The organism is Megasphaera cerevisiae DSM 20462, assembly GCF_001045675.1.
GTDB classification, from domain to species: Bacteria; Bacillota; Negativicutes; order Veillonellales; family Megasphaeraceae; genus Megasphaera; species Megasphaera cerevisiae.
The window spans coordinates 1-26,210 of record NZ_LEKT01000023.1 but is presented as its reverse complement, the minus strand read 5'-3'; the positions used below and the strand labels follow the sequence as shown (position 1 = coordinate 26,210).

Annotated in this window: 27 protein-coding genes; all 27 read right to left on the bottom strand. The window is 46.4% G+C overall.

Features of this window, described 5'->3' with window-relative positions; translation table 11 throughout:
- Window positions 1-41 precede the first annotated feature (41 nt).
- Window positions 42-6,185 (bottom strand): TipJ family phage tail tip protein, encoded by a 6,144-nt coding sequence (gene gpJ, locus AB840_RS08150; protein WP_048514343.1) that lies wholly within the window; start codon window positions 6,183-6,185, stop codon window positions 42-44.
- A complete protein-coding gene (locus tag AB840_RS08145) occupies window positions 6,182-6,598 on the bottom strand; it encodes a C40 family peptidase (protein ID WP_048514342.1) in 417 nt (138 codons plus the stop codon). Before AB840_RS08145 ends, gpJ begins: the two co-directional genes overlap by 4 nt.
- Window positions 6,591-7,205, bottom strand: coding sequence for a DUF1833 family protein (locus AB840_RS08140; protein ID WP_048514341.1), 615 nt, complete (start codon window positions 7,203-7,205; stop codon window positions 6,591-6,593). Before AB840_RS08140 ends, AB840_RS08145 begins: the two co-directional genes overlap by 8 nt.
- Window positions 7,206-7,207: 2 nt before the next feature.
- Window positions 7,208-7,561, bottom strand: coding sequence for a hypothetical protein (locus AB840_RS08135; RefSeq protein WP_048514340.1), 354 nt, complete (start codon window positions 7,559-7,561; stop codon window positions 7,208-7,210).
- 1 nt (window position 7,562) lies between these two features.
- Entirely contained in the window at window positions 7,563-12,323 is a 4,761-nt protein-coding gene (locus tag AB840_RS08130) for a transglycosylase SLT domain-containing protein (protein ID WP_048514339.1), read from the bottom strand.
- A gap of 5 nt (window positions 12,324-12,328) precedes the next feature.
- Entirely contained in the window at window positions 12,329-12,640 is a 312-nt protein-coding gene (locus tag AB840_RS16055) for a DUF1799 domain-containing protein (RefSeq protein WP_078791708.1), read from the bottom strand.
- Window positions 12,641-12,657: 17 nt separating this feature from the next.
- Window positions 12,658-12,996, bottom strand: coding sequence for a hypothetical protein (locus tag AB840_RS08125; RefSeq protein ID WP_048514338.1), 339 nt, complete (start codon window positions 12,994-12,996; stop codon window positions 12,658-12,660).
- Between the two features lie 22 nt (window positions 12,997-13,018).
- The gene (locus tag AB840_RS17105) at window positions 13,019-14,341 is read right to left on the bottom strand and encodes a phage tail tube protein (protein WP_053078151.1); all 1,323 of its coding nucleotides are present in this window, start codon (window positions 14,339-14,341) and stop codon (window positions 13,019-13,021) included.
- Between the two features lie 10 nt (window positions 14,342-14,351).
- Window positions 14,352-14,870 (bottom strand): hypothetical protein, encoded by a 519-nt coding sequence (locus AB840_RS08115; RefSeq protein ID WP_048514337.1) that lies wholly within the window; start codon window positions 14,868-14,870, stop codon window positions 14,352-14,354.
- A 5-nt stretch (window positions 14,871-14,875) separates the two neighbouring features.
- Window positions 14,876-15,469 carry a hypothetical protein gene (locus tag AB840_RS08110; protein WP_048514336.1) on the bottom strand — a complete coding sequence of 198 codons (594 nt, stop codon included), beginning with the start codon at window positions 15,467-15,469 and terminating at the stop codon, window positions 14,876-14,878.
- Window positions 15,469-15,822 (bottom strand): head-tail joining protein, encoded by a 354-nt coding sequence (locus AB840_RS08105; protein WP_048514335.1) that lies wholly within the window; start codon window positions 15,820-15,822, stop codon window positions 15,469-15,471. Before AB840_RS08105 ends, AB840_RS08110 begins: the two co-directional genes overlap by 1 nt.
- Complete coding sequence (locus tag AB840_RS08100) at window positions 15,819-16,082, bottom strand: hypothetical protein (RefSeq protein WP_048514334.1); 264 nt, start codon at window positions 16,080-16,082, stop codon at window positions 15,819-15,821. Before AB840_RS08100 ends, AB840_RS08105 begins: the two co-directional genes overlap by 4 nt.
- Before the next feature lie 14 nt (window positions 16,083-16,096).
- Window positions 16,097-17,170, bottom strand: a complete 1,074-nt coding sequence (locus tag AB840_RS08095; RefSeq protein ID WP_048514333.1) for a major capsid protein — start codon at window positions 17,168-17,170, stop codon at window positions 16,097-16,099.
- Window positions 17,171-17,185: 15 nt separating this feature from the next.
- The gene (locus tag AB840_RS08090; protein ID WP_048514332.1) at window positions 17,186-17,557 is read right to left on the bottom strand and encodes a head decoration protein; all 372 of its coding nucleotides are present in this window, start codon (window positions 17,555-17,557) and stop codon (window positions 17,186-17,188) included.
- A complete protein-coding gene (locus tag AB840_RS15785; protein WP_053078150.1) occupies window positions 17,557-18,693 on the bottom strand; it encodes a head maturation protease, ClpP-related in 1,137 nt (378 codons plus the stop codon). The genes AB840_RS08090 and AB840_RS15785 overlap by 1 nt, the downstream gene beginning before the upstream one ends.
- Window positions 18,690-20,354, bottom strand: coding sequence for a phage portal protein (locus tag AB840_RS08080; RefSeq protein WP_048514331.1), 1,665 nt, complete (start codon window positions 20,352-20,354; stop codon window positions 18,690-18,692). Before AB840_RS08080 ends, AB840_RS15785 begins: the two co-directional genes overlap by 4 nt.
- The gene (locus AB840_RS08075) at window positions 20,355-20,564 is read right to left on the bottom strand and encodes a hypothetical protein (protein WP_048514330.1); all 210 of its coding nucleotides are present in this window, start codon (window positions 20,562-20,564) and stop codon (window positions 20,355-20,357) included. It lies immediately after the preceding gene.
- Window positions 20,565-22,445 (bottom strand): phage terminase large subunit family protein, encoded by a 1,881-nt coding sequence (locus AB840_RS08070; RefSeq protein ID WP_048514329.1) that lies wholly within the window; start codon window positions 22,443-22,445, stop codon window positions 20,565-20,567.
- Complete coding sequence (locus tag AB840_RS08065; RefSeq protein WP_048514328.1) at window positions 22,426-22,935, bottom strand: hypothetical protein; 510 nt, start codon at window positions 22,933-22,935, stop codon at window positions 22,426-22,428. Before AB840_RS08065 ends, AB840_RS08070 begins: the two co-directional genes overlap by 20 nt.
- Before the next feature lie 453 nt (window positions 22,936-23,388).
- A complete protein-coding gene (locus AB840_RS08055; protein ID WP_048514326.1) occupies window positions 23,389-23,862 on the bottom strand; it encodes a DUF1492 domain-containing protein in 474 nt (157 codons plus the stop codon).
- A 132-nt stretch (window positions 23,863-23,994) separates the two neighbouring features.
- Window positions 23,995-24,462, bottom strand: coding sequence for a YopX family protein (locus AB840_RS08050; protein WP_082146006.1), 468 nt, complete (start codon window positions 24,460-24,462; stop codon window positions 23,995-23,997).
- Window positions 24,452-24,625, bottom strand: a complete 174-nt coding sequence (locus AB840_RS17100) for a hypothetical protein (RefSeq protein ID WP_160300564.1) — start codon at window positions 24,623-24,625, stop codon at window positions 24,452-24,454. The genes AB840_RS08050 and AB840_RS17100 overlap by 11 nt, the downstream gene beginning before the upstream one ends.
- A 12-nt stretch (window positions 24,626-24,637) precedes the next feature.
- Entirely contained in the window at window positions 24,638-24,883 is a 246-nt protein-coding gene (locus AB840_RS08045; RefSeq protein WP_048514324.1) for a hypothetical protein, read from the bottom strand.
- A complete protein-coding gene (locus tag AB840_RS17095; protein WP_048514323.1) occupies window positions 24,880-25,059 on the bottom strand; it encodes a hypothetical protein in 180 nt (59 codons plus the stop codon). Before AB840_RS17095 ends, AB840_RS08045 begins: the two co-directional genes overlap by 4 nt.
- A gap of 13 nt (window positions 25,060-25,072) precedes the next feature.
- Complete coding sequence (locus AB840_RS08035) at window positions 25,073-25,582, bottom strand: hypothetical protein (protein WP_048514322.1); 510 nt, start codon at window positions 25,580-25,582, stop codon at window positions 25,073-25,075.
- Window positions 25,583-25,645: 63 nt separating this feature from the next.
- Window positions 25,646-25,840, bottom strand: coding sequence for a hypothetical protein (locus tag AB840_RS08030; protein WP_048514321.1), 195 nt, complete (start codon window positions 25,838-25,840; stop codon window positions 25,646-25,648).
- Between the two features lie 171 nt (window positions 25,841-26,011).
- Window positions 26,012-26,210: hypothetical protein (locus AB840_RS17800; protein WP_048514320.1), on the bottom strand; the 199-nt coding region annotated here is incomplete at its 5' end.

The window sequence follows — 26,210 nt, the reverse complement described above, 5'->3', positions numbered from 1 at the left end:
TCATCACGCTCCTTTCTTCAATAAAAAAACGCCCTACGGCGTTAGTATCCTTTGATACGGATATCCGCGGTACCGCCGACGTCTGTATTGGATGCATTTTTAATTTTGATTACGCAATCACTCATGGTTTTGCTGATCAATTCGGCATGCAGGTTTTCCCCGATCGCTGCCGGAACGACCGCTGGAATCGTGTAATAGGTATGCCCATATTGTACCGTTGTACCGCCGGTGCTAATCGTCGCTGTTAAGGCAATATCGGTGTCCGGCACATCAATTGACACGATACATTGATTGACTTCCGGCGTCTTCGTGATATCTGTCGTTCCCAGCAGGATACGGAATTGAATGTATCGAAATGTCCGCTGTATCGGCTTAAATCCTTCCCAGTCCAGCCATGTCGTCCCATCCTGCGAAGTACGCACCTGCAGTGCTGCACTACCACCTTTTAAATTGACCGAAGATGTGAATAGTGTGGTTACGTTACAAGTAATAATTGATGCAATGTCAATGACCGCTGACGTATAGATGCCTGACCCATAATACATGTCAAGAGTATTCGACAAACGCAGCAGACACGTCGTATCTTCTTCCACGGGAAGCGCAGACAACGATGCATCCGCAACCATTTTCTCCACCGAATGTGCCGTATTACTAAACCGTATATTTTTAATCCATGCGCTATAATTATTTACTACGTAAATTGCACTGGGGGCAGAAAAGCCGTCTAATGCGGACCAATCACCTTGCGTAGATTGTCCATTTACTACTAAAGATCGTTTACCAGCACTTGCAGACCAAGATACCGCTATATGTAAATTGGTATTCGCTTCTGCACATTGTGGAATCGCAAATCCTGAATTAGTAGCACCACAATCGAAATTCACATTTTTATTATTATCAAACCATATCAAGAATCGACCACCGGCTGAATAGAAATTAAAAAAGTTGTTGTACGAAGCAACTACTAATGGATTTATCGTAAATTCTAGCGTCCCTTCTTCCGCAGAAAACACGGATCCCGGAACAGTCAGTGATTCTACCGCACGCGTAAAAGATGCCGGAACGGTACTCGTTGCGGAGGATTTCTTTTCTACTTGATATCCTCCTACATAATATGTGAAATTTTGATCTGTAACATACCCGTATGGAAAAATATCAAAGATAGGATTTCCCGTATAATCTGCATTGAAAGTTAGCGTTGCGCTATATCTATGCCATTTACCATCTTTTATCAAAGGAACAGCAATCCCTGTTGCCAATTCCTCTGTCCAATCTGATTTATTGACTTGAACATATACAGATTTTCCTAAAGCCGTAGTGGGGAACTTAAGCCAAACACTGACAGTGATGTTATCTCCTTTTGTAAAAGATGTTCCTAGTGCAGGCATACTTCGTTGGATGCCACTCCACCAATTATTTGCCGTTGTTCCATCTACGGAATCTCCAGTTATTTGCCAATAGCGTCCTGCGGCAGGGACATTAGTCGTTATTTCAGTAATGCTAACAGTTGCCGATCCATGTCTTACACTATATGGTGTTTGCCCTCCATAATAATTGGTTGTTCCTTCTTCAATAAGCAGTCCGTTAGCGCCAAACCGCGGAACTCCTGCCGCAACCTGCGTGCCGTCTTCTTTATACGCTACAGAATTTCTGGAAAATGTCCCTGTTACTTCCTTTGCCAGCTTTAACACGCTGCTGCCGCCGACTTCTGAAAATTTTGTCGTCGGATAATCGGACCACTTGCCGCCGATCGTCTGGAAATTGATCAGTGAAGCCCCAAATTCTGTATTGTCGTGCGTACCACTGGCCAACGCAATTTCATCGAACGTTTGGATTACATTGCGGGGCGATAGGTTGCTAACGGTCAAAGAAACACTGGCCGCCGTTTTACTGTATTTCCCGCTGCTGTTGATTGCTTTGACAAAATAGTGATAAAAACGGGCCGTATCAATGGCCATGGTGTAGTCTGTATTCGCTACCCCGGTCGATACCAATGCTCCGCTGTCAAAGCTGTACCCTTCCCGTATTTCATAGCCTGTCACATCATTGTCCGGGCTTTTATCCCAGTAAAGTTCCACCGTATCGCCATTCTGGTATGCCACCAAGCCGGTCACATTGGACGGCTCGACTTGTACCGTGCAGGCAATGGATACTTCATCTGAGTAATACCCGGCAGCATTCATGGCTTTAATCATCACTTTAAAAGTGCCCGACGCTGTTAATGTATAGGTGGCATACAGTTCCCGCGTGAACGGCAGCGGTTCCCCGGCATCCCAGTTGTCGCCAATCTTTACTTGGTATCCAGATAAGTCGCCGTCCGTAACTTCGGCCCAATTGATATTTAAGATGGATCGGTTGTTGCTGTCCTGCGACGCCTGAATGCTGGCAACAGGATTGGGGCGCAGGTCATAGATACCGCTAACGCTTGCGGCATATTGACTTTCATTCCCAGCTATGGTGACGGCCTTGATCAACCAGGTGTGCTGCGCTTCGTCGTCAACTACCACATCATACAATGTGCCCGCAACCCGGGGGGAAACGATCACTGCCGAATCCCAATTGCTGCCTTCTTTGATAATATAATACGCCACATCCACTTCTGCCGGTGCGTCCCATGTCAGCGTGATCCGGGTCCGATCTGTGGCAGACTGTATGGCTTTGAAATTCGTGACGTCCAGGGGCTGGATGGATGCCGTAATGTCTGTACTGGCAATCGTACTGGTATAGCCTGCCACCGTAACTGCCTGTATCATATAATGCCAGGTTCCGTTGCCGGGCAGTGCGACCGTAAGCTTGATTTCTTTTGTTTTCGCCACCAACGTGCCCGCATCCCAGGACGTTCCGTATTTCACCGCATAATAGGCAATATCGCCTCCCGCCGGTGCCGACCAGGACAGCGTCGCTTTGGATTTATCCTGTGTGGATTGTGCCATAGCCAGACCGGTGACCGCATCCGGTTCCAACGTGACTTGTTCCCCCATCTGGGCTGCATTGGCACTGTAAAACCCTTCAGCATTACTGGCTTTGATCCAAAACGTATAACTGCCCGACCACGGCAGCGTATAGCGTGCCGTGGTCGCTTTTGTTTTGGTAACAAGTACTGTCCCGGTATCCCACGTATCACCAACTCGTATTTCATAGTAAGATAGATCGACTTCTTTATTCGCCGCCCAGTTAAATACGGCAATGGATCGGTCCGCATCACTCTGTTGTACGGTAAATCCCGTCACGTCGGCAGGCTCGCAGGTAATCACATCCGTCACGGTCGCCTGGTTTGCGGACTCGTTATCGCTGTTGTCGACGGCCACCACGGCAAACATGTACTGTCCGGATTGATCGGCAGTGTATGTGTAGGTCGTATCTGTCAAAATATTACTATGCAGGACGCCATTGACATACACCCGGTACCCTTTCAGGTCGATATCCGTATTAGCTGCCCATGACAATTTTACCTGGGTGGTGTTAGATGTGATTTTTGTTGCCGTAAGGCCGGTAACGTCATTAGGCGGTGCATCTTCTCCCACGTCCACCGTAACAGTAACGCCGCTCGACTGGGACACATTGGTGATCGTTTTAATTTTAAGATAATACACCGTATCGGGATCCGTATCAAAGTCACAGGCCATGGCACCCGTTTCCATTATCTGATTCCACTTTATATTGTCTGTTGACGCATAGACAACAAATTTACTGGAATACGTACCATCCGGCAGCTGCCACGTTGCATACAAATGCGCATGTTTGGTCCCGTCTGACGCCAGCCAATGTATCTGCTTTGCCGACACGTTGATGACGTTTTCCGCCTGATTCGGCTGTGCTGTCGAGTAGTTTGGCGTAGGGATATCATAGTTTTCACTGAATACATTTTTGTTGTATTCCAAGCATGTGATCGTACGTTTAAATTCTCCGTCATTACTCCGGGTAATTGTCTTTACCGTGAACAGCTTGGAGCCGATCGTTATTTTGGCAATATCGCATACATCGCCAACTGACGGGACATCTTCCGGAACAGACGACAAGGTCACTGTAACGCCCGTATCATGAATCACCATATCCGATATAGGCACCAAATGAATACTATCGCTGGCCGAAGCCCGGTACTGGAACTGATAGGACGCCGTGCTGTCATAGTTATCAAACAGCGCGCCGACGGTCACTTGACTGCCATTGACTGCTGTAATTCTTCCGCTGCACGCCCATTCCGGCACATCGTGTGATACGGCGATTACATCACCTACATTGCAGGCAATGGCGTCAATCGCGGCATCAAAAACGCACGTACGGATCAGATACTTATTGCAATACAGTTGGAATTTACCATACCGATACGCCTGCTTATAGCTGGTAATGCCATCCATCGTTATGGACGTAGATTGGTTATAGGCATCTGCGTCGTCGTAGTCGTCCGCATACACGGTAACTGTATCTCGTTCATAGTTTTTATCTTTATTGGTAAAGGTGACTTCTACTGCATTGGCCCGATCAGAGGTTTGCAAAAACTTTTCTTCAAAGGTGCCAGCAATGATATTTCCCATACCGAACATCTGCACCGGCGTATCGACAACAGCATCCCACACGCAGCCGAACTTAACGCCAAACATCAATACAATGCCATACCCGACAGCGGCTATGTTTTTATTGATGCTTTCCATCATCTTTTCTGCCGTATTGATTTCAATGTTAATTTTTAGATTTTTACTGTCACAGAACGCAGCCCACGCAGCAAAGCGGTCATAGAGGATCAAATCAGCGGGCACACCTGTCACAACAATTTCATTCTGATCTCCGTTGATATCAATGGCTCGATGCAGCATATCATATGCCGCCCATGCTGGGTTGGTCGCATCCTTTGTTTCGTAGACCTGTGTATCCGGATTATATGCCAAAATGGTCGTACGCTTTTTTATAAATGTAATACTGGGGGAACCAGATAATTGGTTCGTTGCTAATCCTTTAATGCCTACCAATCCCATACCCGGATAGGAAAAGTCATCGTACACCACACCCGCCACACTGCTCCACCAAATCCGCGTTTCGGCGCGCGTAGACCCAACATCCGCTCCACGGCCAATGACCATGACGCGAACGGTATATGCGCCGGAAGGTAATCCATCAATACGGAATTGCCGGCGGACGGCACTGGTTTGAGCTGCCGATATTTTTCCATTGTATAGGCCACTACTGCTAGGATCGCTTGTTTCTCCCTCCCACCACTTATTTTTATCAAAATGAGCTTCCCCACCCGAATCAATAAAGGTCACCCAGTTGGTGGTTCCGGTTACACAATACTGGGCCTTGATTTTGACCCATTCTTCACCCAGGCTGCCGTTGTCATTGGCATAATATAGTCCGCTCGTACATTCTACCTGCACTACAATCCCTTGATTGGCATTCCCTGTTAATTCATAGGTGCGCCATCCGGAATCCAATAATTCCTGATTTAAGGACACCGTAGAAACCGTATCATTAAAATTCTGAATGCGCACCTGATTATACAGTCCGTTTCGAATATCGCAGTAAATATGTTCATAATAGCTAATTGGGTTTGCATTAATCTGCACATCGCTGATATCCAAATAGCCTTCCCCCGCTGCTAGCAGCCAGAATAAATATTGATCATCATCGTCGATCATGACAAATTTATTGAGCGTTTGACCACCGGTCTTGACTGTCCCATACGTGATTGGGATCGCATTGCCTTGTCCGCTGGTCGTCGTAATCCCATCCCAACTATAGGTGGGGTTCGATGTGCTGTTTTCCTTTGTAGTGCCAAATACCCTGTTGATTAAGGTCCCACCCAAATACATAACCGCTGCCGCTGTCAAATATCCGCCAATAGCGGCCCACCCTGTAGCAGATGCTAGAGAAGACACTCCTGCAACAGTGGCACCGAGCCCCATAGATGCAACACTTAATGCTACTGAGGCAACTATTAATAGTGGGTTCTTGTGTCCGCCCTTGCCGATATACGGCGATATGACGACAAAATCCCCATCTTGGAGAATATTGTCGCCAGTTACTTCATCGGAATTAACCGCTATAACCAGTTTATCCAGCGGAACATACTGCGTAAGATATGGATCGATGTACCAGGATACCGGCTTGCCTTCCTGATATGCTATTTTGTGTATTTCACGCCCTTCATAGGGAGCGAATGGATTTTTAATGCAAATGATGGTAATCATACAGCAGATCCTTTATACATAAAAAAACCAGCAATGACATGTTTCCATGCGATGCTGTGAATGGATTCAATACAAACACCTGTTTTTTCTCGAATATGAATAAACTTTCCGTCTCCGATATATACACCGGTATGATTGACCAGCGGAGCCGGCACGCCGAATCGAATGGCAACAACACACGGGACGGGCAGCGGTGCAGATACGGGTTGCCACGTATCACTTTGCGTCTGCCCATGAATAATATGACTGACCTTGTCGCAGTCATCATAATCCGCAGTGAATTCCGGCAGTATCATGCCGTGCCGCCGGTATATCTCCATCACCAGTCCGTAACAATCAAACCCCGTACGGATATCCCGTCCTCTATTTTTGAATGGCACACCGATTAAATCGGCATACGTGACATCACACATAAATGCCTCCCTGGTCAATCCCCGGAAACCCACCGAATCGCGCACTGTTTCCGCGAGCCCGGCAGCCTGCCAGCGTATGCGGACAATCTGCTAGACTGGACGTGCACTGGCAGCGTTTATCTTTATACTCAAAGCGGCAGCCATTTTTTAAATACCGGTAAATGGGCCGTCTGGAATCCGGTAAATACGACGGGCCCACCGTTAGTGTGACAAAATTCTGATCCACATGACATTCCGATACTTCATATTTTTCTTCGATTTCCGGTGTTGTGCTGTCTAAATTCTTGCTATTCACGACCCGCAGAATTACCAGCCCGCCGTTAGCTCCATTGGATTGCTCCACATAATATGTCAGTGCCCGCCCCGTATTATCCAGCTTGATGTCAAACGATGGATAGCTTCCTGTGGAATCTTCCTCGCATTCCGCAATATCCATAGGGAAAGCAAGCCATTGCTGGCCATTCCAGGTAATATCTTCCGTGTTATAACACACGCGTATGGGATCTACGCCGTCAATCGGAACTTGTAGTTCCAATAAAATCAGCATCACAGAATCCGTATTCATTTTATTTTTTTCTGCTTTTGTAATAGAAGATAAGGATAGCATCGTTACACCTCCGTCAGGGTAATACTGCCGCTCACTTGATTTACTTCTTTCGTGGTAAATTCTTCCTTGGATGCATACCGCACGGTATACGTTACCTCATCTAAGGGAGACGTAAATTGAAAAGTAAGCGCTGCAAAATATACAGTATTCTGCAAAAAATTCATCAGCGTATTGTATTGTGCCGTCGGCATGGCATTCCATACCAACTTCCATGTTTTCCGGCTTTTAGTAAATTTACGTCGTCCAATGACCGAGCCGTCTTCCATTTTCGAGACGATGGAGGTGTCCTCCACATCAACTGTTGTTCCAAAAGACGGCTGCATAAGGCTATCGGGAAATGTGATTGTATCTGCCAAATTACACCATTCCTTTCAACATGGTACGTACGCCATACCGATTGTTTTTAACAATATCAATTACAGCAGAAGCCACCAGTTTTGTTCCATTGAATGAAACGGAAGGGTTTGACACCTGCAAATTTTGGCCAGATTTATTGACCAAAGTCATGTTCACAGAATGCGCCCCACTGGATGATCCCGCGTCCTGCCCATTTGCCACTTTGCCTAGAATATCAGACGTTTCCCGTGCGTTGTATACATACCCGGGTGTCTTGTTGTAAATTAATTCGGCACCGTTTTCGCCTACCAGCGCATAGCCACTGGGAACGGTACCACCGGAAGCAAAACTTCCGACCATTGATAGCCCCGAACTCCACTCGGTATCTAATCCTAAGGACGTTCCGCCTACATTTCCCGAAATTCCCATGGAAGATAATACACTGCCAAAATTAAAACTGGTACCGCTTCCCATGGCCTTCATGACAGAGTTCATAATTAATCCCTGCATGATAATTTTCATGGTTGTATTCAGAATTTCATTGCCAATAGATATATACAGATTTTTCATTCGTTCGGCAAAGGATTTATTTTCCGTCAGCAAATTAGAAAACGCACCTTCCATACTACCCGTGATATTGTTCCAGCCTTCCGTCATAGCAGAACCAATATCCTGCGAATAACTCCGCATTTCCTGTTGTAAAGATGCCAGCCCACCGCTCCACGAGGTTTTCGCCATTAATGTGTCCAGGCTCTTCTGATTTTCATACAGCGACTGTTCCAGCTTTGTTTTTTCTGCTGTAGTCAGCTGCATCTCGGCTAATTCCTGTTTTTGCGTACTGATAAAATTCTGCAGTGCCGCTTGCTGCTGTTCATCTATATCCCGCTGGTAAGAACGTTGTAGATATCCCAAACTAGTAAGGTGTTGTTTCTGTTCATCATATTCTGCACTGCGATTATCACGGAGTTTAGTATTCGTTTCATCTACTGATTTTAGATTCAACGCATTTAAATAGGCCCGTGACGCTTGCTCATCGCCACTGGCCTTGTAATAGTCTTTCCATTTATCATTATTCGCATTGATTTCAGCCTGTCCCTGTGTCTGTATTGCCGCTTCTCGGCCGTCTGGCGCATCCGTCAGTTCCAGATTATTCATCATAACACTGGTTTCTTCTTGCTGCTTACGGTATCGGATCGCCCAATCCTGATATGCTTTTTGATCCGCCAATGTTTTTATTCTATTATTTTTATCCAACCCTTCCTGTGTACCAGGAGGTGCGTACCGGGTAAAAGACGTTGGCGCTAAATTTATCGCATCATCGGCTCCCAAGGAATTGTAATTTCCCTGTACTTGTGATTCGTATTCATCTGCTGCAGGTCCGGAACCGTTGTAGGCTTTTACGCCAGCCCATACATCGCCGCCCTGTTCGGCTATTTTGTGGCTTAAAATGTAAATACCTGCCAATGCGTTCTGTTCCATATCATCACGCCATTGTGGGTATATATCATTAATTCCGTAGTCGCTTGCGGATTGTTCGGTAACTTGCATCATGCCGCCGTTAGGAGCCATATTAATGCCGCTTAAGGTATCACCACCGGATTCCCTCATAGCAATGGCAAGAATAAGTCCTATATCGGAACTGGTTTCCTGCGCCGCATGTACCAATGCCTGTACTTCCGGGCTTTGTCCCTGCAACATGGCCGTATCCTGCGAAATAGAAGGTTGTACCGGAGCACTGCTGTTGTCATAGTTTGGGAACAGTTGAGATACCGACACATAGCCAACAGGTTGTCCAAAATCATCGGTTACACTGTCCTTTTCCACGACCCCCGTTGAGCTATTGGCGCCCACATATCCGCCGCGGCCGTTGCTCATGACAATATGGCCCCCGTCGAGTACTACTACACCGTCTCCGACTTGCGGGACATACCCATCTCCTGCCGGATGCCATGCGCCATTACTTTTAGCGTAGTCTTCGATGTTGTCTACTGTACGTCCAATGGTCACACCTGTCGCTTGTGCTACGCCATCAACAAACAACTTCCCGCAATCCGTTGCGGAAATACCATCGCCACCCAATAAATAAGGCATACCGTCCTTGGATGCCGCAAGGGAATAGAGCTGTGCACCCAGACCGCCGCCCATTGTCGTATGCGAAGCCGTGGAGAAGCTGAGTGTTTTGAGATTTACCGCCGCACCATGTATCTGTTTAGCCAGATCCATCCAGTCTTTTTTGTTCTTAGCTAAGTCGATATCCAGCTGAGTCCCGTTGTATTGTAATAACTTCTCATCTTCAGACGCTAAAATACCGGCTATTTTTTCATTGGCCTGCTGAATTTTTTGTGCATTTTGTTTGATCGTTTCGGCGTATTGGTGATTGGCTTCCGCAATTTGCTGTGCCTGATGCGCCGCTTCCTTCGCCGCCTTTTCGGCAGCTTTTTCCGCGGCCGTTTTTTTACCGGAGCCTTCGCCATCATATTTACCTGTAACCTGCCGCATCATATCTTCTATCTCTTGTTGCGTTTTTTGATATTGCGGGTCATTCGCTAAATTTTTTTGAATTTCCAGCCATTTTTCTTGTTGCTGCTTTTGTTCATCTGCCGCTTTCTGTATTTCTTCCTGATGTTTCTGCTCTTCATACGCCAATTCTTGGTCTAAAATGCTTTGTTTTACGTCGTCACCGGGAATATCTGTAGGACCTGCGGCCCCCATGCCACTAGCTCCCGGATTCCAGGTTGCATATCCATTACCGTGCCCATCCCCAAATATACTTCCGTTAGGATCCATAGCTGGTGCAACTTGTCCATCTTGCGTGTACGTATAATATTTACCATCAATGCCTTGAAAAGTATGATTTTTGTTATAATCTTTTAGGCGACTCATATACTTATCCAGCTCTACCGCCGCCAAAGTTGTTGCAATAGCAACACCAATCCAACCGCCTGATAAGGCAAATATGGCTGTCCCTAATTTCCCCACTGCGGTTTTCGCTACATTCCCAGCAGTCACCATTTTATTGCCCATGGTTTCCGCTTGTATGCCGGCGCCAATGGTAGCCCCCGTCGTAGTATTGGTCACCGCCGCCAGTTCGGCCTGCGCCAGTTTCCCTGCAGTAGCACCTTCTGTTACTTTAGCCGCAGAAGACACCGCAGCATTTCCCTGCCAATCCAACGCCGCATTGGTTACCAATATTTTTTGAGCTAGTTCTGTTTCACCCATCTGAATAAGCTGGATTGCCTGTGTTGCCCGAGCCGACATAGTCCCAGCAGCAATACCTCTAGCTTCCATCGTTGTATTGGATTCCAGTATTTTGATAGCCAGTTCACGTTCGCCAGCTAAAAGAGCAGCATTGGCCCCTTCAAAAGCATTGCGGGCGGTATTAATAGCCACCATTTTACCGGCTTCTGCTGCTGCCGTATTCGTCACTTGCCGTCCTAGCTGCGCTTCCAGGGCAATTTCATTGGCAATATTTTTTGTATTTCCATACACAGGGGTAGATGCAACCGCAATAGACGCCATAGATTCTTGCGCTTTTTGTAAATAGGCGGCTCTTTGCGCTTGCATAGCAGCCGTTTCTTCCATTACCTTGTTCCGGGTATCAATAACCGCCCGCCCCAGGAATGTTTGCGCTTCTGCCGCTCCATGAATCGCATTTTGGTAATCTACCACGTATGTATTTAATTTACGAGCCACCCATGTGCCGATCAGCACTTCGCCCATTATTGCCGCATGCTGGGATACGAAATCTATTCCTACGCCCAATCCAGTTAGGGCCGGGATTGCAATTCCCTTGATGTCATTGGCAAATTCTTTCACTTGACCGCCAAAATTCATGACAACTTGACCGGCAGCTTGAACCTTTTCAATCATATCCGGATTCACAAATTCTACTTGATGGGTTTCGTTGTTCACCTTCACAAACTGATTGGCAATTGCCGCCATTTCATCTGTTGCCGCTTTGAATGTGGTATCTAATCCCACACCTCCGACACGAGCAATGGATTCTTTCAGGTGATTCCAGCGTCCTTCGAATGATTCCAAATACTTCTGATTGGCTTGCATTTCGCCTTGTAACCGCTTGGATAAAAAATCAAATAAGCCACCGGCTGATTGCTTTGCCTGTGCTATATCTTCACCTGTAATGCCTAAGAGCGCCCCCAATTTGGTACGTTCCACATTTTTTCCGCTGATTAAGTCCTGTACGTCCCGCATTAAAATATTGCCATTTAACCCCATAGCCTTCCCTGTGGTGGTAAGCGTGCCGGCTAATTTTAAAGTCTGGTCTAAGGTCATACCCGCATTTAATGCGTTGGGAATCATGCCGCGGAACACGTCAGATATTTCTTTTGTTGACGCACCGGTTACCAACGCCTGATCACTTAAATCAGACATCAGTTTTTTAGACATCAGTAACGACTGGTTCCATGTCAAATCCTGTCCATTCAATTGTCCCATAGAAATTAATGAACCGGCTAAGGAAATGCTTCCTGTTTGCATGGTGGTATAAAAGTCAATGGCTTCACCGACGGTGGCATGCAAAGCTTCTCCTAATCCCTGTACACCAGCAATGGCCATCGCATACCCGCCCGCACTCGCCAATACAGAATCAAAGGACAAGGCACTGGATTGCGCATCTCTAAAACTAGTATTTAAGGAACCGACACCCGTTCCTAATCCCTGGACGCCCCGGGACGTTTTTTCAGCGGATTGTAATACGGACTGAAAGGCGCCGGTTGCCTGATCTTTTCCAATAATATTAATCTGCACATCATTTGCTGCCATGACGCTCACTTCCTTTTCATTTTCTCACGAGTCCGCTGAATCGTATCCCATTCCAACGCCTGCAATTTATATAGGTCGCTGGGCGTAATTTCAACATCCATCATCTCTGCTATCCGATATATGCCAGGATAGTCTAATCCCGTCAGCAGCGGTTCCATCCCGCCGCTCCAATTCCATTGCGTTTGGCAGTGCAGCCACAGGTGATATACCCGGCGATTCACAGGCATCAACTGTGGCGGTCGGGCTTCACAGGTACTACAATCTGTGTTCAGATGCTCGTCCCGACACATTTCACAATAGGCAGACCATTCCGACACCCACTGCCAAACCTTAATTAGTTTTTTTCAGCTAACTCATCCTGATAGGTAGAGGCAAACGTCATCCGTGCAAAAACAAGGCATACATTATTAGGGAGATTGGAAAAATCGTGCTCTTTATACACCGTATCTAAAATCCAATCGTAGCAATCTTCCTGTACCGCAAAGGGATTTCGTTTATCTGTGATCGGAAGCTTCAGATAATTCAAATTCGCTTTATCCAATGCCTTCCGCTGTTTGCGGGTAATCATACGGATTTTGGGCAATGTACCGTCCGCAATCAACGTTTCCACATATTCCTGCTGCTTGGCATATACTTCCTGCGCTTTTTCTTCTTTTGTCAATTCATTTGCCATAGTTCTCTCATTCCTCCTGTCATTACGCCGCATACGACGAAACATCATTAATTAAGGTAACGACGATTGCCGAATTATCACTGTTATTGGCATAGTAGCCGTTATAACTTAACGTGGCCATCACACCTTTAGGCCCATCCACGGTAGGTGTCGCTCGTTCCAGCAATACTTCCGGTATTTTAAAACTCAAACTATGCGGACCTTTGGAAAATACCATTTCCAACGACGTTTCCGTACCATTAATTGCTTTATCCAGTAACGCCGTGTCCGTGAATAATACTTCGACGGACCCGGATACTTTGGCAATACCTTCGTTAATACTGGGCCGCGTAGCGCCGCCGTTCAGGCAGTACGTATCTCCTTCTAAGCCATTATCTACATCCAGCTGCATTTTTCGGCAGGTAGCTAGTATATTCCCGCCTTCCTTAACGGTGGCATCGATATTATTAAACCGTAGAATCTCCAGTATCGTCGGAGACGCTGTAATTGGCGCTGTTTGTTCGATTTCATTGGCGGCCATCATATCCATGGTATAGGCCTGTTCATTGTTCCCTACCTGACCGGTAACAGAAAACTTATTCACTTTAGACCCAACATACCGGAAATATTTGCCAATATCTGTAAAACCTTTTTCAATGGTCATAGACGGTACGGTATCGCCGACTTTAAATACATGCTGATACAACGCCGCCCCTGCCGTGATAACGCCAGCGGTCATATTCATCATCCCGCTAATATCTGCCCCGGATCCTGCCGCAGTTAGGACACTCACTGCCGAAGATGCCCCTGTCGTGCCAGATGTTATCGTAAATTTATTTGTTCCTGCATCAAACGTTACTGTCGCGCCAGTAAATCCAGTCGTCGTCCCTGCCGCACGTAGTGCCGTCTGAATCAGCGATGCCACATTAGTCATGGTAGTTGCGGATGCAAACGTAATTCCGGTAACAGATTTTGCTGTGCCATCGATCGACACCGAAAAAGAGCCCGTGGTGATCGCCTTCCATGTTGCAATATCCGTGCCGACCGCAGAACTCGATACAATCTTTCCAGCTGCACTAAGAGACGTCGTTGTGGGTGCCCCAAATACGGCTTTTAACACATTTCCAATATTACGGACGTCCAGTGGCGATTCAATTTGCCCGGACACATCAATTTGTCCCAGAGCCGGTGCCGTAGCATCCCTGCGGCCCGTAATCGTGTTGGATTCAATTAAATTTTGTTTACTTGTTAAGGCATTTTTATTAATCGGATGGCGATACGTCGTCCCTGTTGAGGGCTGTACACCATAGGTCGATTCAAACATCAGGTTTGTAATCGTTTTAATGCCTTTTGCTTGCATTGCCATATGTTACCTCCTAATATGTTATTTCTTCACCCATAGACGGCGTGATATTCGTCGTCGCTACCAATACGCCGTTCCACTGTGGGAAAATAGCTTCTGAGGGTGAAATATCAAAATCTATATGCGATATAGGCCAGCCCTTGGATTCCGCACAGGCTTGCAATTCTTCATAGATCAGCTGCCCGAAGGCATTACACTCCCGCATACCCAGCATGTCTGTCAAAGACGCATTGGGATACGAATCGAACGGGACAATGTTACCATCGGCAGCGACCTTATCATTGGATATAACCCACGCAATCCCCAATATATACGAAAACGTCCCCTCGTCGATTCCTTCTACTTTATGTCCCGGCATTATCAAAATAAACGGGCAGTTGTCTTCGTCCGGAAGCTGCCGCGGCGTTGTTCCCATTAAAAACGTGGGCGATTTGCCATATTTCTCCTGACAAAAATTTTGAATAACCGTCGATCCCTGAAGAGCCTGCATCCAGGCATCGGCAATCTTATATAACGATAGTGTCATTTCCATTTGGTTTACCTGTATACCTTATACGTACGCCCACTGCTTGCCGCAGAGCGCTGCGTATTCCCCATAATGTAAGACAATAATTTATCCTGCATGGCTTGCGCCGCCACGGCAGAAACATCTGGCAGCACAGGCGGGAACGTCGGACGGGATGCCGTGTGTAACTGGTTCTTATCAGCTGATAATTTAATACCTGCCGCCGCAAAAGCCCGCCGTAACTTATCCGTTACCTCTGTCGAAAAACCTTCCTGTTGTTTGCTTCCAAGATACACGGCTGAATGGCTAAGCCACCCAACCGTTACGCTCCCTTGATTAGCACGGCTGCTGTCGTACCCCACGGCTCGCTGCAGGCGCCCCATGGGGGGATACCGAGTTTTCCCCGTATTCCCAAGGGCGATATCCAGGGCTCTGCGCATCTTGTCCGGCATCATTGGGGCATAGGCTTGTCCACCCGGCGCCCCTGACTGAATGCCCGATTTAATAACCTTTTGGGACTTCCACGCCGCCGACTTGAGCGCGCTGGCAATCCATTTGGGATTGTTTGCAACCAGCTGCTTCAAATAGGGCGTCGCCATATCCTCGTATGTGATTTGTAATTGCATTACTGCAGCCTCCTCACCGATACGCCGGACAATCCGGACGTAAACCGAACGTCATAAACGCCGTTCATGTACGCTTCTACCGCCACAAACGTATACTTGATACCGTGATACAGGATGAAGTCCCCGGCATGAGGTTGGGGTACGTCCGCTTCCCGTATAGTGAAGGTAGCCTCCCCATAACTTTTATCAACCTCTTTGGGATTTCTTTTCGTGCCTGTCGCCGTACCGATATCAGCCAATACAGAAATGGTTTGCTCAACTCCTTTGGAGACATAGGCGGCTTCTTCTGCAAATTCGTCCGCATTAAACAGCAATTCGGCCATTTCGGTTCCCATGTCATCCTGCAGGCTCATTTTCGGGTACCCCGTTTGGCAACCCGCACCGGTTCCACCGGAGGAAGCTGCAGTCCTATATCATCTGCAATGGAGTCCGGATCATCCTGAACTGTTTCTTCACGCGGCGTTTCTGCTGCAGGCTGCAACAGCCGCAGTTCTCCGTGACTGGCGGCGACCAATTTCTTCGCTTCGGCAGCGTCTACGTCCGGAATGATATCGCCTGCCTGGTATTGTTTGCCGTTATGCCGGACACAAAATCGTTCTACTAAAATTTGCACGGTATATGCCTCCCTTAAAATGCTTTAATCGTGTACCAATCGTCAATAAATTCTGGTTTCGGTACGCATTTACTGGCCACCCTGATTTTCAGTGAGTCAGCCCCTGTATCCTTCCAGATTTTTGGCACTGTTTTGCCTTCGTACGTACGAAATTCGCCGTCATCTTCTAACTGGGTGATAGATCCGAAGAGCTGCGAACCCCGGCCGGAATTAGCCACAATAAAATAGCCGTCCGGCAGATATTGCTGCAGCGTACCGGAGCCGTCATCATACACGCCGTCATAGGCGTAAATGTCCAGGTTTAATTCAGACAAATACCCGTATCGAATCACGCCCGGAGAGGTGATTTTGGGCTGGAATTGCATCAATGCCACATTATCCCGGCTGGGAATCATGAGAATATCCAGCATACTTTTGTTTTTCAGCAAATACTGGCACGTTTTCCAACTCCCAAGGGCAATGTTCGGTACGCGGCCGCTATTGCGAGAAACCGTCTGCGCCACGGTCTTGATTTGATCGTAAATATCTGCCGTATACGCTCCATTACTGTCTACAGTATCCCATTTATCATTGCCGGACATGGTGGCTTTCTGCGTCCAATCAGCATAGGTTACGGTATCCTGAATCTTGTTTTTCCCATCTTCTGCATACCCGGAGACCTCAAATTCTCCATAAATCATGAGCTGGGCACACATCCATTCAATCGTACGGGTCGTCATGTCCTGCAGTTCTGCCATATCCTGTGCCCGCAGTGCCAAGGCCCGCTGTTCGGGTGTCTGTGTGGAAAACATTGCTTCCCCGAATCCCCGTTTGTCAATATGCTGTACCGTAATCAACCGGGACGGTGCCATCATGGGCGGTTCGTATTCTTTGGTATGAAAGCCGTTCCGGTCTACATTGACACTGCCGGAGCCGTTCGACACAAACGGTGCCAATACTCGCGATCCCTTGCGGTAATCCATCAATACGCTTTTAGTAGGAAAGGTCACGGTATTGGGAAAGAAGGTATCCCGGAATAAGGTCTGCGGCGGATAGGATTGTTCCAATGCCTGCAGCAGCAAATAGGTGTTATTTAAGTCTAAAGCCATCGTAAGTCACTCTCCTTATTGAATAGACGTCAAATAGATGTTGAGATTGCGCAAGGCATCTTCATGAGCAGCTGCGGTATCGGTACCGCCAAAAGTAAGTGCTTCCCGGTTGAAGGTGCCTGTTACATAAACCGGCGCTACCACGTCGGCACTGGTAGCGTCGACGTCTTCTGCTAAGATACAATTTCCGGTCTGACTGCCATCTGTCTTGGTACTGTTTGCCAAAGTAAGCTTACCTGATGCCGTGATTTTCCCTAGCACACTGCCGCGAGATAGTTTCCCGGAGCCACTTACAATGGTTTCGTTGTGCAGGATCGCGGCCGGTTCAGTACTACCGATCAAGTTATCATACGTAAACGTGTTGATTGCATTCACTAATTCTGCCATTATTGAGCCCTCCCATTCTTTCGATTAATGACTGCCGCCATCATCTGGATAGCCTGCGCGTTTTCATTCTGCTCGGTCTGCTGGGCACCCCCGGTCGCCGCTACGCCTGCTGCGCCGGATGCTATGTTGTCTTTGATCATTTGCGCCATCATCTGCGCACCCGTATTCGCCGGCGGTACTGGTTCTTCTTTTTTCGGCGTATTCGTTTGAATTGTATCCACCACAAATTGAATACTCTCTGCCGTGCCCCCCTGTGCGACAGCATTTTGTACAATCGTATGAATGGCCCCATTTTCTGGATCATCCATCGCCTGTAATGCCGCAATTCGCTTCCGCTCGTTGGTAACGGCATCCTGCACCAGGGTATGTACGAATTCCGGGTACTTGGCTTGTAACTCTTCCGCATTTTTAATGACTTCCATGTTGGTATCCTCCTGTTTCTGTGTCTGACTTGTTTGGTTTTGCATAATAGTAAAAAACTCTTTCATCGACGTACGGGCCGCATTGTATATAGGCATACGGCTAAAATTGAGCACCGTTTCTGGTGTGGGATCTTGTCCCATAAATAAAACAGCCGTAGCAAAGTGATTTTCTACCGCTGTTTTTGCGTCCATATAGGTTTCGTTGTCCATAAAATCGGATAACGTTTTCATATCCAGCCCCGTCCCCAACTGATACGCATTTAAGATGCCTGCTTTTACCGTGTCCAGCACATCAGCATATTTTCTGAAATCGCTGGCATAGCCGGCGTCAATTCCCATTAACGGATTATGTACCATAAAAATGGCCCCTGGCGATATGTTGCGTTCATCTCCTGCCATAAAGGGCACGGTTGCCGCACTCATGGCTTTTCCATCAATATTGGTAACAACCTTCGCACCTGTACTTTTATGTTTCATCAGCGCGTTATAGAGGCCTGTCGCCGCAAACACGCTGCCGCCGTAACTATCAATCCAGACGGATATATCCCGCCCGGCATAGCCTTCCAGCTGCGTCCGGAACGCATTGGGCGACGCACACGCCATGCCTAACCATTCATAGATCCACGTATCGTCATCATCGACAATATTTCCGTCCAACCGTAATTCAACGGGTTCATCTTTGTTTTTTTCCTGGAAATTCCAGAATTTTTTCATATCGTAGCCCCCTTAGTTTTTGTTTCGTCATCATCATCCGGATCGCTGTTCTGAGCCGATTCTCCCTGCTGTACGCTGGGATATACGGGCAGGTCTTCCTGTTCCAGCTTCGCCTTTTCAATGGACAGCCGTTCCACGTTTTCATCCCAGCTGGTTCCAGTCATTTCCATGGATTCTTTTTCCCGGGTACTAAACCCGTACAACACCCGGGCACTGGCGGCCTGCGCTTCTTTTACTGGATCCAATACGCCCATTACCGGGCCATACCATTCGGTATTGCACCATGCTTTGTGCAGCAGCGGATCGTCAAAAAAGCCTGGGGCCTCAATCCGGCCCAGGAATACGGCTTCTGCCATCCAGGCCTCATAGGTCGGCTGACAGAAATCACGGGCAAACCATTCCCTTCGCATTTTAAATTCAGACCACGCCTGCAGCAGAGCTGCCCGGCTGGCTGTATACGACGAATTGAACGATTTGATTAACACTTCATATGGCTGTCCAATGGCGGCCCCGATTTGCTTAATCAATTCCCTGGTAAAGGGTTCGAACGTTGATAAACTGCGCTGTGAATCGACCGTTTTGACATCATATCCCATGGGCAGCGTATTCATCGTACCCGGTCCCAATTCCATCGAATTCGGGTCCAAGGGTTGCCGGGGTATCCCATTTAATTGCTGGACCACCGCTTCCACCGGCTCCACGCCATCGGCATGGGGCATGGATTCAGTAAAAAATAACGTAAAAAAGGCCTTAATAATGGCCGCCGTCAATTCTGCATTGCTATACCGGCTTACCTGCTTAATCACTTCGATCACCGGTGCCAAATACGGGACGCCCCGGTATTGTTCCGGCCGTTCATCGTGGCTGATCTGCAAGATGTTAGGAAGCCCGGTTGCTGCGCCGAACGCCTCTACCCGGGCCCAATCGGGATTCTGGGATAAATTCGTAGGATCATAGGGATAGCGGTTGCAGATATGATAGGCTACCACACCGCCATCACTGTCAATTTCCACGCCATTAACAATGCGATTGCCATTATCTGGATTTTGAACCACCACGGTCCAGGGCACGACAGCTCCAATCAAAGCCTGTACTCCAGGGTTGCAGACGCGCGTTCCTTCAATCAACTGCAGGCGCAACAGATACGGCATATTGGGTCGAGGCGGTTGATACCGAAGCACAGCAAAGGCGTCACCATCTACCAAATAATCAATATAGGCCATATCCTGCATATCATAGAAATTGTTTTTGCGATAGATATCGCACAGTTTAGATGATGCCCATAGGTCAAATTCTTCCTGTGTCCGTTTGGCCCATGTCGCCGCTTCTGCAGAGGATATTCCCAATAAGCCGTATTTGGGCCGTGGGCTCACACGCAGTCCGGAACCAATCACATTGGTGCGGGACGTGCGAATAGCACCCGTAGCCACCGGCGTTCCCATATATAACTCAGCCGATCGCGCCCGCAAGGTAGACAGGTTGACGTCAATATCTGATTGCGGACTGCTGCGGATTGGATTCCATGCTGCCAGGCTGCCTTTCCGGTGACTGGCACCCGTCTCTGAATATCCGGTATTGGTAATACGGCGCTGAATAGCAGGACTACTTGTCGGCATACGGGCTTTATTTTTTGTTTTTATCTTACGATTGTTTCTTTTCATTTACTCATCCCTTAGCACAATCCGCTTCGCCCGGACCCGGCTGCCGCTTCCCGTCCCGGCCAATAATTGATTGATGCCGGCACTAATATCTGTAAGATTCGCACGCCTATTTTTAAAATCTTTTTTTTGCCACTCCTGGCTTTCCAGTGCTTTTTGTTCGGCATCTACATAATGCTGTAAGCGCTGTTGCTGAATGCTTTCGTCTGCCATTTATACGGACACCCCTTTCTTAAAACAGCCATACGTCGGCGGTGATGGTTTTTCTGCAACGTATACAGATTCTTTTAAATCATGTTCCCATTTATCCCATTCGCGAGTCGTACTACGCATACAGGCGAAATTGTATACTTGTAAATCCAGCGGTTCATTACGATGATCGGCTGCAATATTAACCCATTTTTGAACCAGCTTCCCCTTTTCCATTTTGGTCACCAGTCGTTCCGACAGCAGCCCCTTATAATATACCCGGTCATACCCACATCCTTCCCGATCTGGGAAATGCATATATTTAGGCCCGGGTTCCGTGATATCTATCAATCGTTGATAGATATACTGTTTACCATCATTGACTCCCAGCAGAATTACCGTTAAATCGGGATATCCTTTCGCCTTTACCAATCGCTCTACGACGGGAACACCCCAGGAATGGGATCCTTGAATAGCAAATCGTCCTTTAATAGCATTTGCCTGACAATATTTATATACGGCATCGGAGTAATGGCCGCCATGATCGATAAACGTACGGGATATTTTTTGCCCTATACCATTTTTAAAAAAGTACACATGATCCAGTATTTCATCCAACTGGTCCCATGTGCTGTCTTGATCTGGTACACCGAGAATCGTTCCTTTCTGAATTCCCCATCGTTCCTCTCCTTTCCCCCATCCGGCAACTTCATATTCCAGTCGGTTATCCTGCGTATCGACAGCCGCCGTCAGCAGCAACACTCCCTCCGGAACTTCCGCATCATACGGCTCTCTGCGGGCCAGCAACGCATCCACATCTTTCACATTACTGGCTGGATTATATATGTCCGCCAGGCGGGTGTTGACAAATGTTTTCAGCGTTTCTTCATCTTCTTTGGCCGTCAGGTATTCGGCAATGATCTGTTTCCAGGTCAACCATGGGCTGGCAAAGGCATTGACATGAAAGGACCGGGTTTCTTGCACATGGGGATTCTTGGCGATATACTGCTGCGGTGCATTGCGCATCTCCTGTTCTGAAAACGCGAACCCGCAGTCCGGGCATCGCCACACCACATCTTTGACCTGATAGGATATCGCCCCGTTAACGTCAAAGGTATCCGCTTCCCATTCCATATGATCCAGACTGATCCAGTGCCATTCACCGCAGTTTGGGCACTGATACATCCATTCTTCCTGCGTCCCTAACTGATATTCCCGATAAATTCGACTGGTAACGTCTGTCGGTGTAGAAAACAGGCCAATGATATGATTCCAGAAGTTAGAGGTTCGTTTAATTCCCAGATCAACTGGATCTCCTTCAGAACCGGCTGATTTTTCAAACCGGTCTACTTCATCAAATAACAGCACCCGGATAGACCGTTTAGCCAATCCGGACGGCGCATTGGATCCTACCAGGGCCAAATAGCCGCCGGGAAAGAGTTTCTTGAGAATAGTGTTATCACTGTTCCGTGATTTTTGTTCATGAACCAGGCGAGCCAATACAGGCGTTTTGCTGATCGTCGGCGACAATCGTTCTTTGGACCAGTCCTGAGCATCGCCCAGCGTTGGTTGTACCAGCAGCATAGGACAGGGATCCAAATGAATAAACCGGCCGATCACATTAAACATGATTTCCGATTTCCCCAACTGGGCGGCACACATCATAACTACCTTATGAATGCCCTTTTGGGTAAACGCCCGCATCGGTTCTTTTTGATACGGGACCGCATCCGAATTCCACTTCCCCGGATGGGCGCCGTATTCATCTGGAATGTACCGATAGGTTTCTGCCCATTCTGATACGGCCATATCCGGTGGCGGTGCAACCATGTTAAGCAACCGCGTCAATAGCTGGATTGTCTTATCCGGTATATTGTTGTCTATATCAGGGCTCCTCTTCCTCATCGTCATTTACTTCACCTAATTTATTTGCATCAAATCGAGATAATTCTGTAAGGCACCGTATCCCTTCTTGTGTCAGCAGTTCTTTGATATCTTCTGCCGTCTTGCCTACTAAGATAGGTGCCATTTTTGAAGGAATGGCCAGTACATTTTTCTTGAAAACAGTAATCAGCCCGCCCACCGTGAGTTCAATGTCTGCGGTACAGTGCATATCACCCCGTTTTTCTGCCAGTTCCAGTTCGGCTAACTCCCTATTCGCTTTTTCATGAAGTGCTTTTTCTCTCGCAAACGAAACATCTGCATTTTCTGTGTTTTCAGTTTGTGACTTGTAGAAATTATGTAAACTTTTTACGACAAATACGCTCCCATTTTCATCACGGATTAGGGTTTCATTTTTCACCAACTGACTTACGCGCTGTTGCGTAATACCTAGGATTTTAGCCATTTCAGTTTGTGTTGTTGTCAATGAATTTAAGTTCTTTGTTATCCGCATGCTTTTCCTCCAAAACTACAAACAAGGGTTAAAAAAAAATCACACCTAAAAAACCCGCGCGGGGCAGCCGACCCCTGTGCGATCACTCCCCCACCAGAAGTACCTTTTACCCTGTAAATGGCGCTATAATTCCCCACTTTTTACAAAATAAGTGTATTTATTTCAAAATTCTATTCCGCTTTGTATATTTTACCGGCTCATGGTTGATATCTGTCTCATGCGTATATTTCTGCCGCTGTGATTGCCGCAGCTCAAAGCAGACACACCGCTCCCGCTCAACCGTGAGATGCATATTGACGCAGTGCCCGCGCTGATTATATTTACATTTATGATTATCACATTGAATCATCGGTTTCACCTGATTTAGGGTAGCAAAAAAGGACATCGGAAATATCCGGTGTCCTTTGTGTATCATTTCATATTTTATATCATACCATGTCAAGCCACTGACATTCAATGACATTTACTGACATTTCCCTGTTTTTTATCTAATATCTCCTGAATTTCTTTTAATCCTAAAGAGTGGTATCTGTACATTTGCCGGAGAGTATATTTCTCTATATACTCTCCATCTGAATTTCTAATGTTCATACTATCCAGTATGTAATCCCATGCCCTGCAATCAATATACCGCTCAATGAGTACATGGCGCACCCTATAATCTTGTATTGTGTTGATATATCCCCTGGCTTCGTTCCGTAATAGGAGTAAGGCATTCCATTCTGCCGTAATCTTGTCTTTTTCATCGATGACACGAATGACCTTATCTGATATATCCATGGGCTGACCGCCACTTATCTTATCCTTGCTGTAATCCGTAGCCCGCAAATTACATATATCACTGCGCAGCTTTTTTAATTCGCTTTCCATTGTTCGCAGCCTTAAATCTATAGTCCGCAATTGATTTAAATATTCTTTAGCCGTCATCCGCATCCTCCTCATCCTTTGGCTCCCAGACGCTGGGCGGCGCTGCCTGCCAATTACACATCGGGCATGGGCTGAATTTTAAAGGTTTGTCATAGTGTCGGCAATTCTCACAATCTTTTGGCAATTCATCCATTATTTATCATCCTCATGCTCCTTCAGTAGCTCAGGATTCTCATACCGATTCCCGACGACCTCAATAGTCCCTTTGCTTTTAAAATGTAATATCCCGTTAGCTATATAGATGTTATTCCCGTACTCATCAATTAAGTCAAATGCAGGGTAATCGTTATCTGCTCCATATATAACTTCATATATGACATTCATTCCATTTGGCCACTCGTCACCCGTGCATTTAACTATGTCCCCTTCGTATATTTCCTTCCCGTTACTGTCCTTTAATCCTACATACTGCATCAAAATTGCGGTATCGCATCCATCCGTCCCACCTATAAGATGATTATCATTTATTACCCTTCCGTGCTCTTTAAATTCAACAATGACATTAGTATATACATAGGGGCTCAACATTTCAATGCAGACAACCTTTTCCATCATTTTTTTATTTCTATCCCATGCTCTAAATTTTATATCACGCATCATCTTGTCCTCCTACATCTAATATTAAATCACGTAAATATTTGATGGGCCCAATAAGTAATATACTTGTTTTACATTCGTCACATTTTAATCTGATAACATTGGTTGCTGTGGTTCCAATATCATCTACTACCTCTAATTCTTTTCCGCATTTCGGGCATTTCATATTAATTACTCCTTACCATTGAATAATAATCTTGCTTGTATTAGACGCTATCTTATATCCTGATTCTTCTACTGTGGCGCATATTTCAGCGTCTACTGCATCTATCCCTGTCTTATCCAACACAGCATACCTAAGTCCCATTAGGCAGGCTGTATCGATCGATTTACGTATATTTTCCATGCTTACGTCCAGCATATTTTTATCTCCTTGTGTCATGTGATCTAGTGATTCCTCTCTGGCTTTACTCGCTAATTTCATATCCACGCCCCCTTTTCATATCTTTCACAATTAATCGGCTCGCTCTGGATCGGTGAGTCATCAGCCGTCCTTTTGCTGTCTTTTTTCCACATCTCCGCTGCCGCTACGGATACTCCACATATACGGTATTTACGGCAGTCTTTACGATTACAAAACACATAACCCATGTAATACATACGACCACCCGCCTTACCATCTAAACAGTAAATTACCGCATTTTACTTCTGCAACAGCTCTTACAAATCCGCTTTCCAGCATCTTCATTTTGATGTCCTTTCGGATGCGGATTGTATATTTTTTGCTTCTGGTCTCTTTTAACTCGATCGAATTGGTGTCTCCGGCATAACAAGGGGCAATAATGAAACAACGATGTGTAAAATCTATACCAACAAACGCATGGTCTTTGCCATGTAGCAGCATAAATGCAGCTTTATTTATCTGTAATGTAGCGTATTTACCAGTCCGATTGGTTAAAGACAAAATGGGATCTGTCTGTTGAGCAATAATATTGTAGTCAAAAGTAAGGCCGTCTAGTTTTGGATATATTGTTTGCGGTGCCCGATTATATCCCTGAGCCGCAACAACTGCCTCCAATTCTGCTGGACTGACTTTCGTTGTTTTTACTTCACTTGGCGTAAAAATCTTATCAATATCCTTCTGTGTTAATGCGCTGTCATTATTTTTTCGTGGTCTTCCCATAGTAAATTCCTCCCTTTTCCGTTTCAACAAAATGAAATTCATTAAGCTTTGGCATTCTATTTATCATTCGACAACATCGGTAACATCTTTCCCTTGGGAATCAGTTACTTTATACTCAAAATAACAATGCTCATCAAATATGTGCTGAGCGGCCTCCTGGATGTCTTTCCCCAAAATATTATCGTCTAATTTCTTTTTGTCTATAATCACAGTTTCATCATCAACTTTGATGCATACCGTCAATTCTAAATTTTTCATTTTATTCACCGTCCTTATCAATTGGGAAATTAATATGGTGTTTAACAGCCAAGAATATTTGCACCACACCAAGAGATAACAAACACGCCTTATCTCTACAAGTCCACCCAAAACAACAATCTCGCATTTTGGTATTAACAATGATCCCAAATATCATTTTTCTACCTCCTACTATTCGCTGTCAATTAATCCCCATGGATCATCATTTGGCTGTTCTTTTCTGTCAAACGGTCGACCTGCCCTGATCCATAATATATTTTGGGCTTGATAAGCATCTGACGTAGGACTACATTTTCCCTTTTTGGTGATCCTCTTTTGCTTGGCTAATTCCTTTAACTCCGAGTCTGTCATATTCCGTAGTTCCGATATT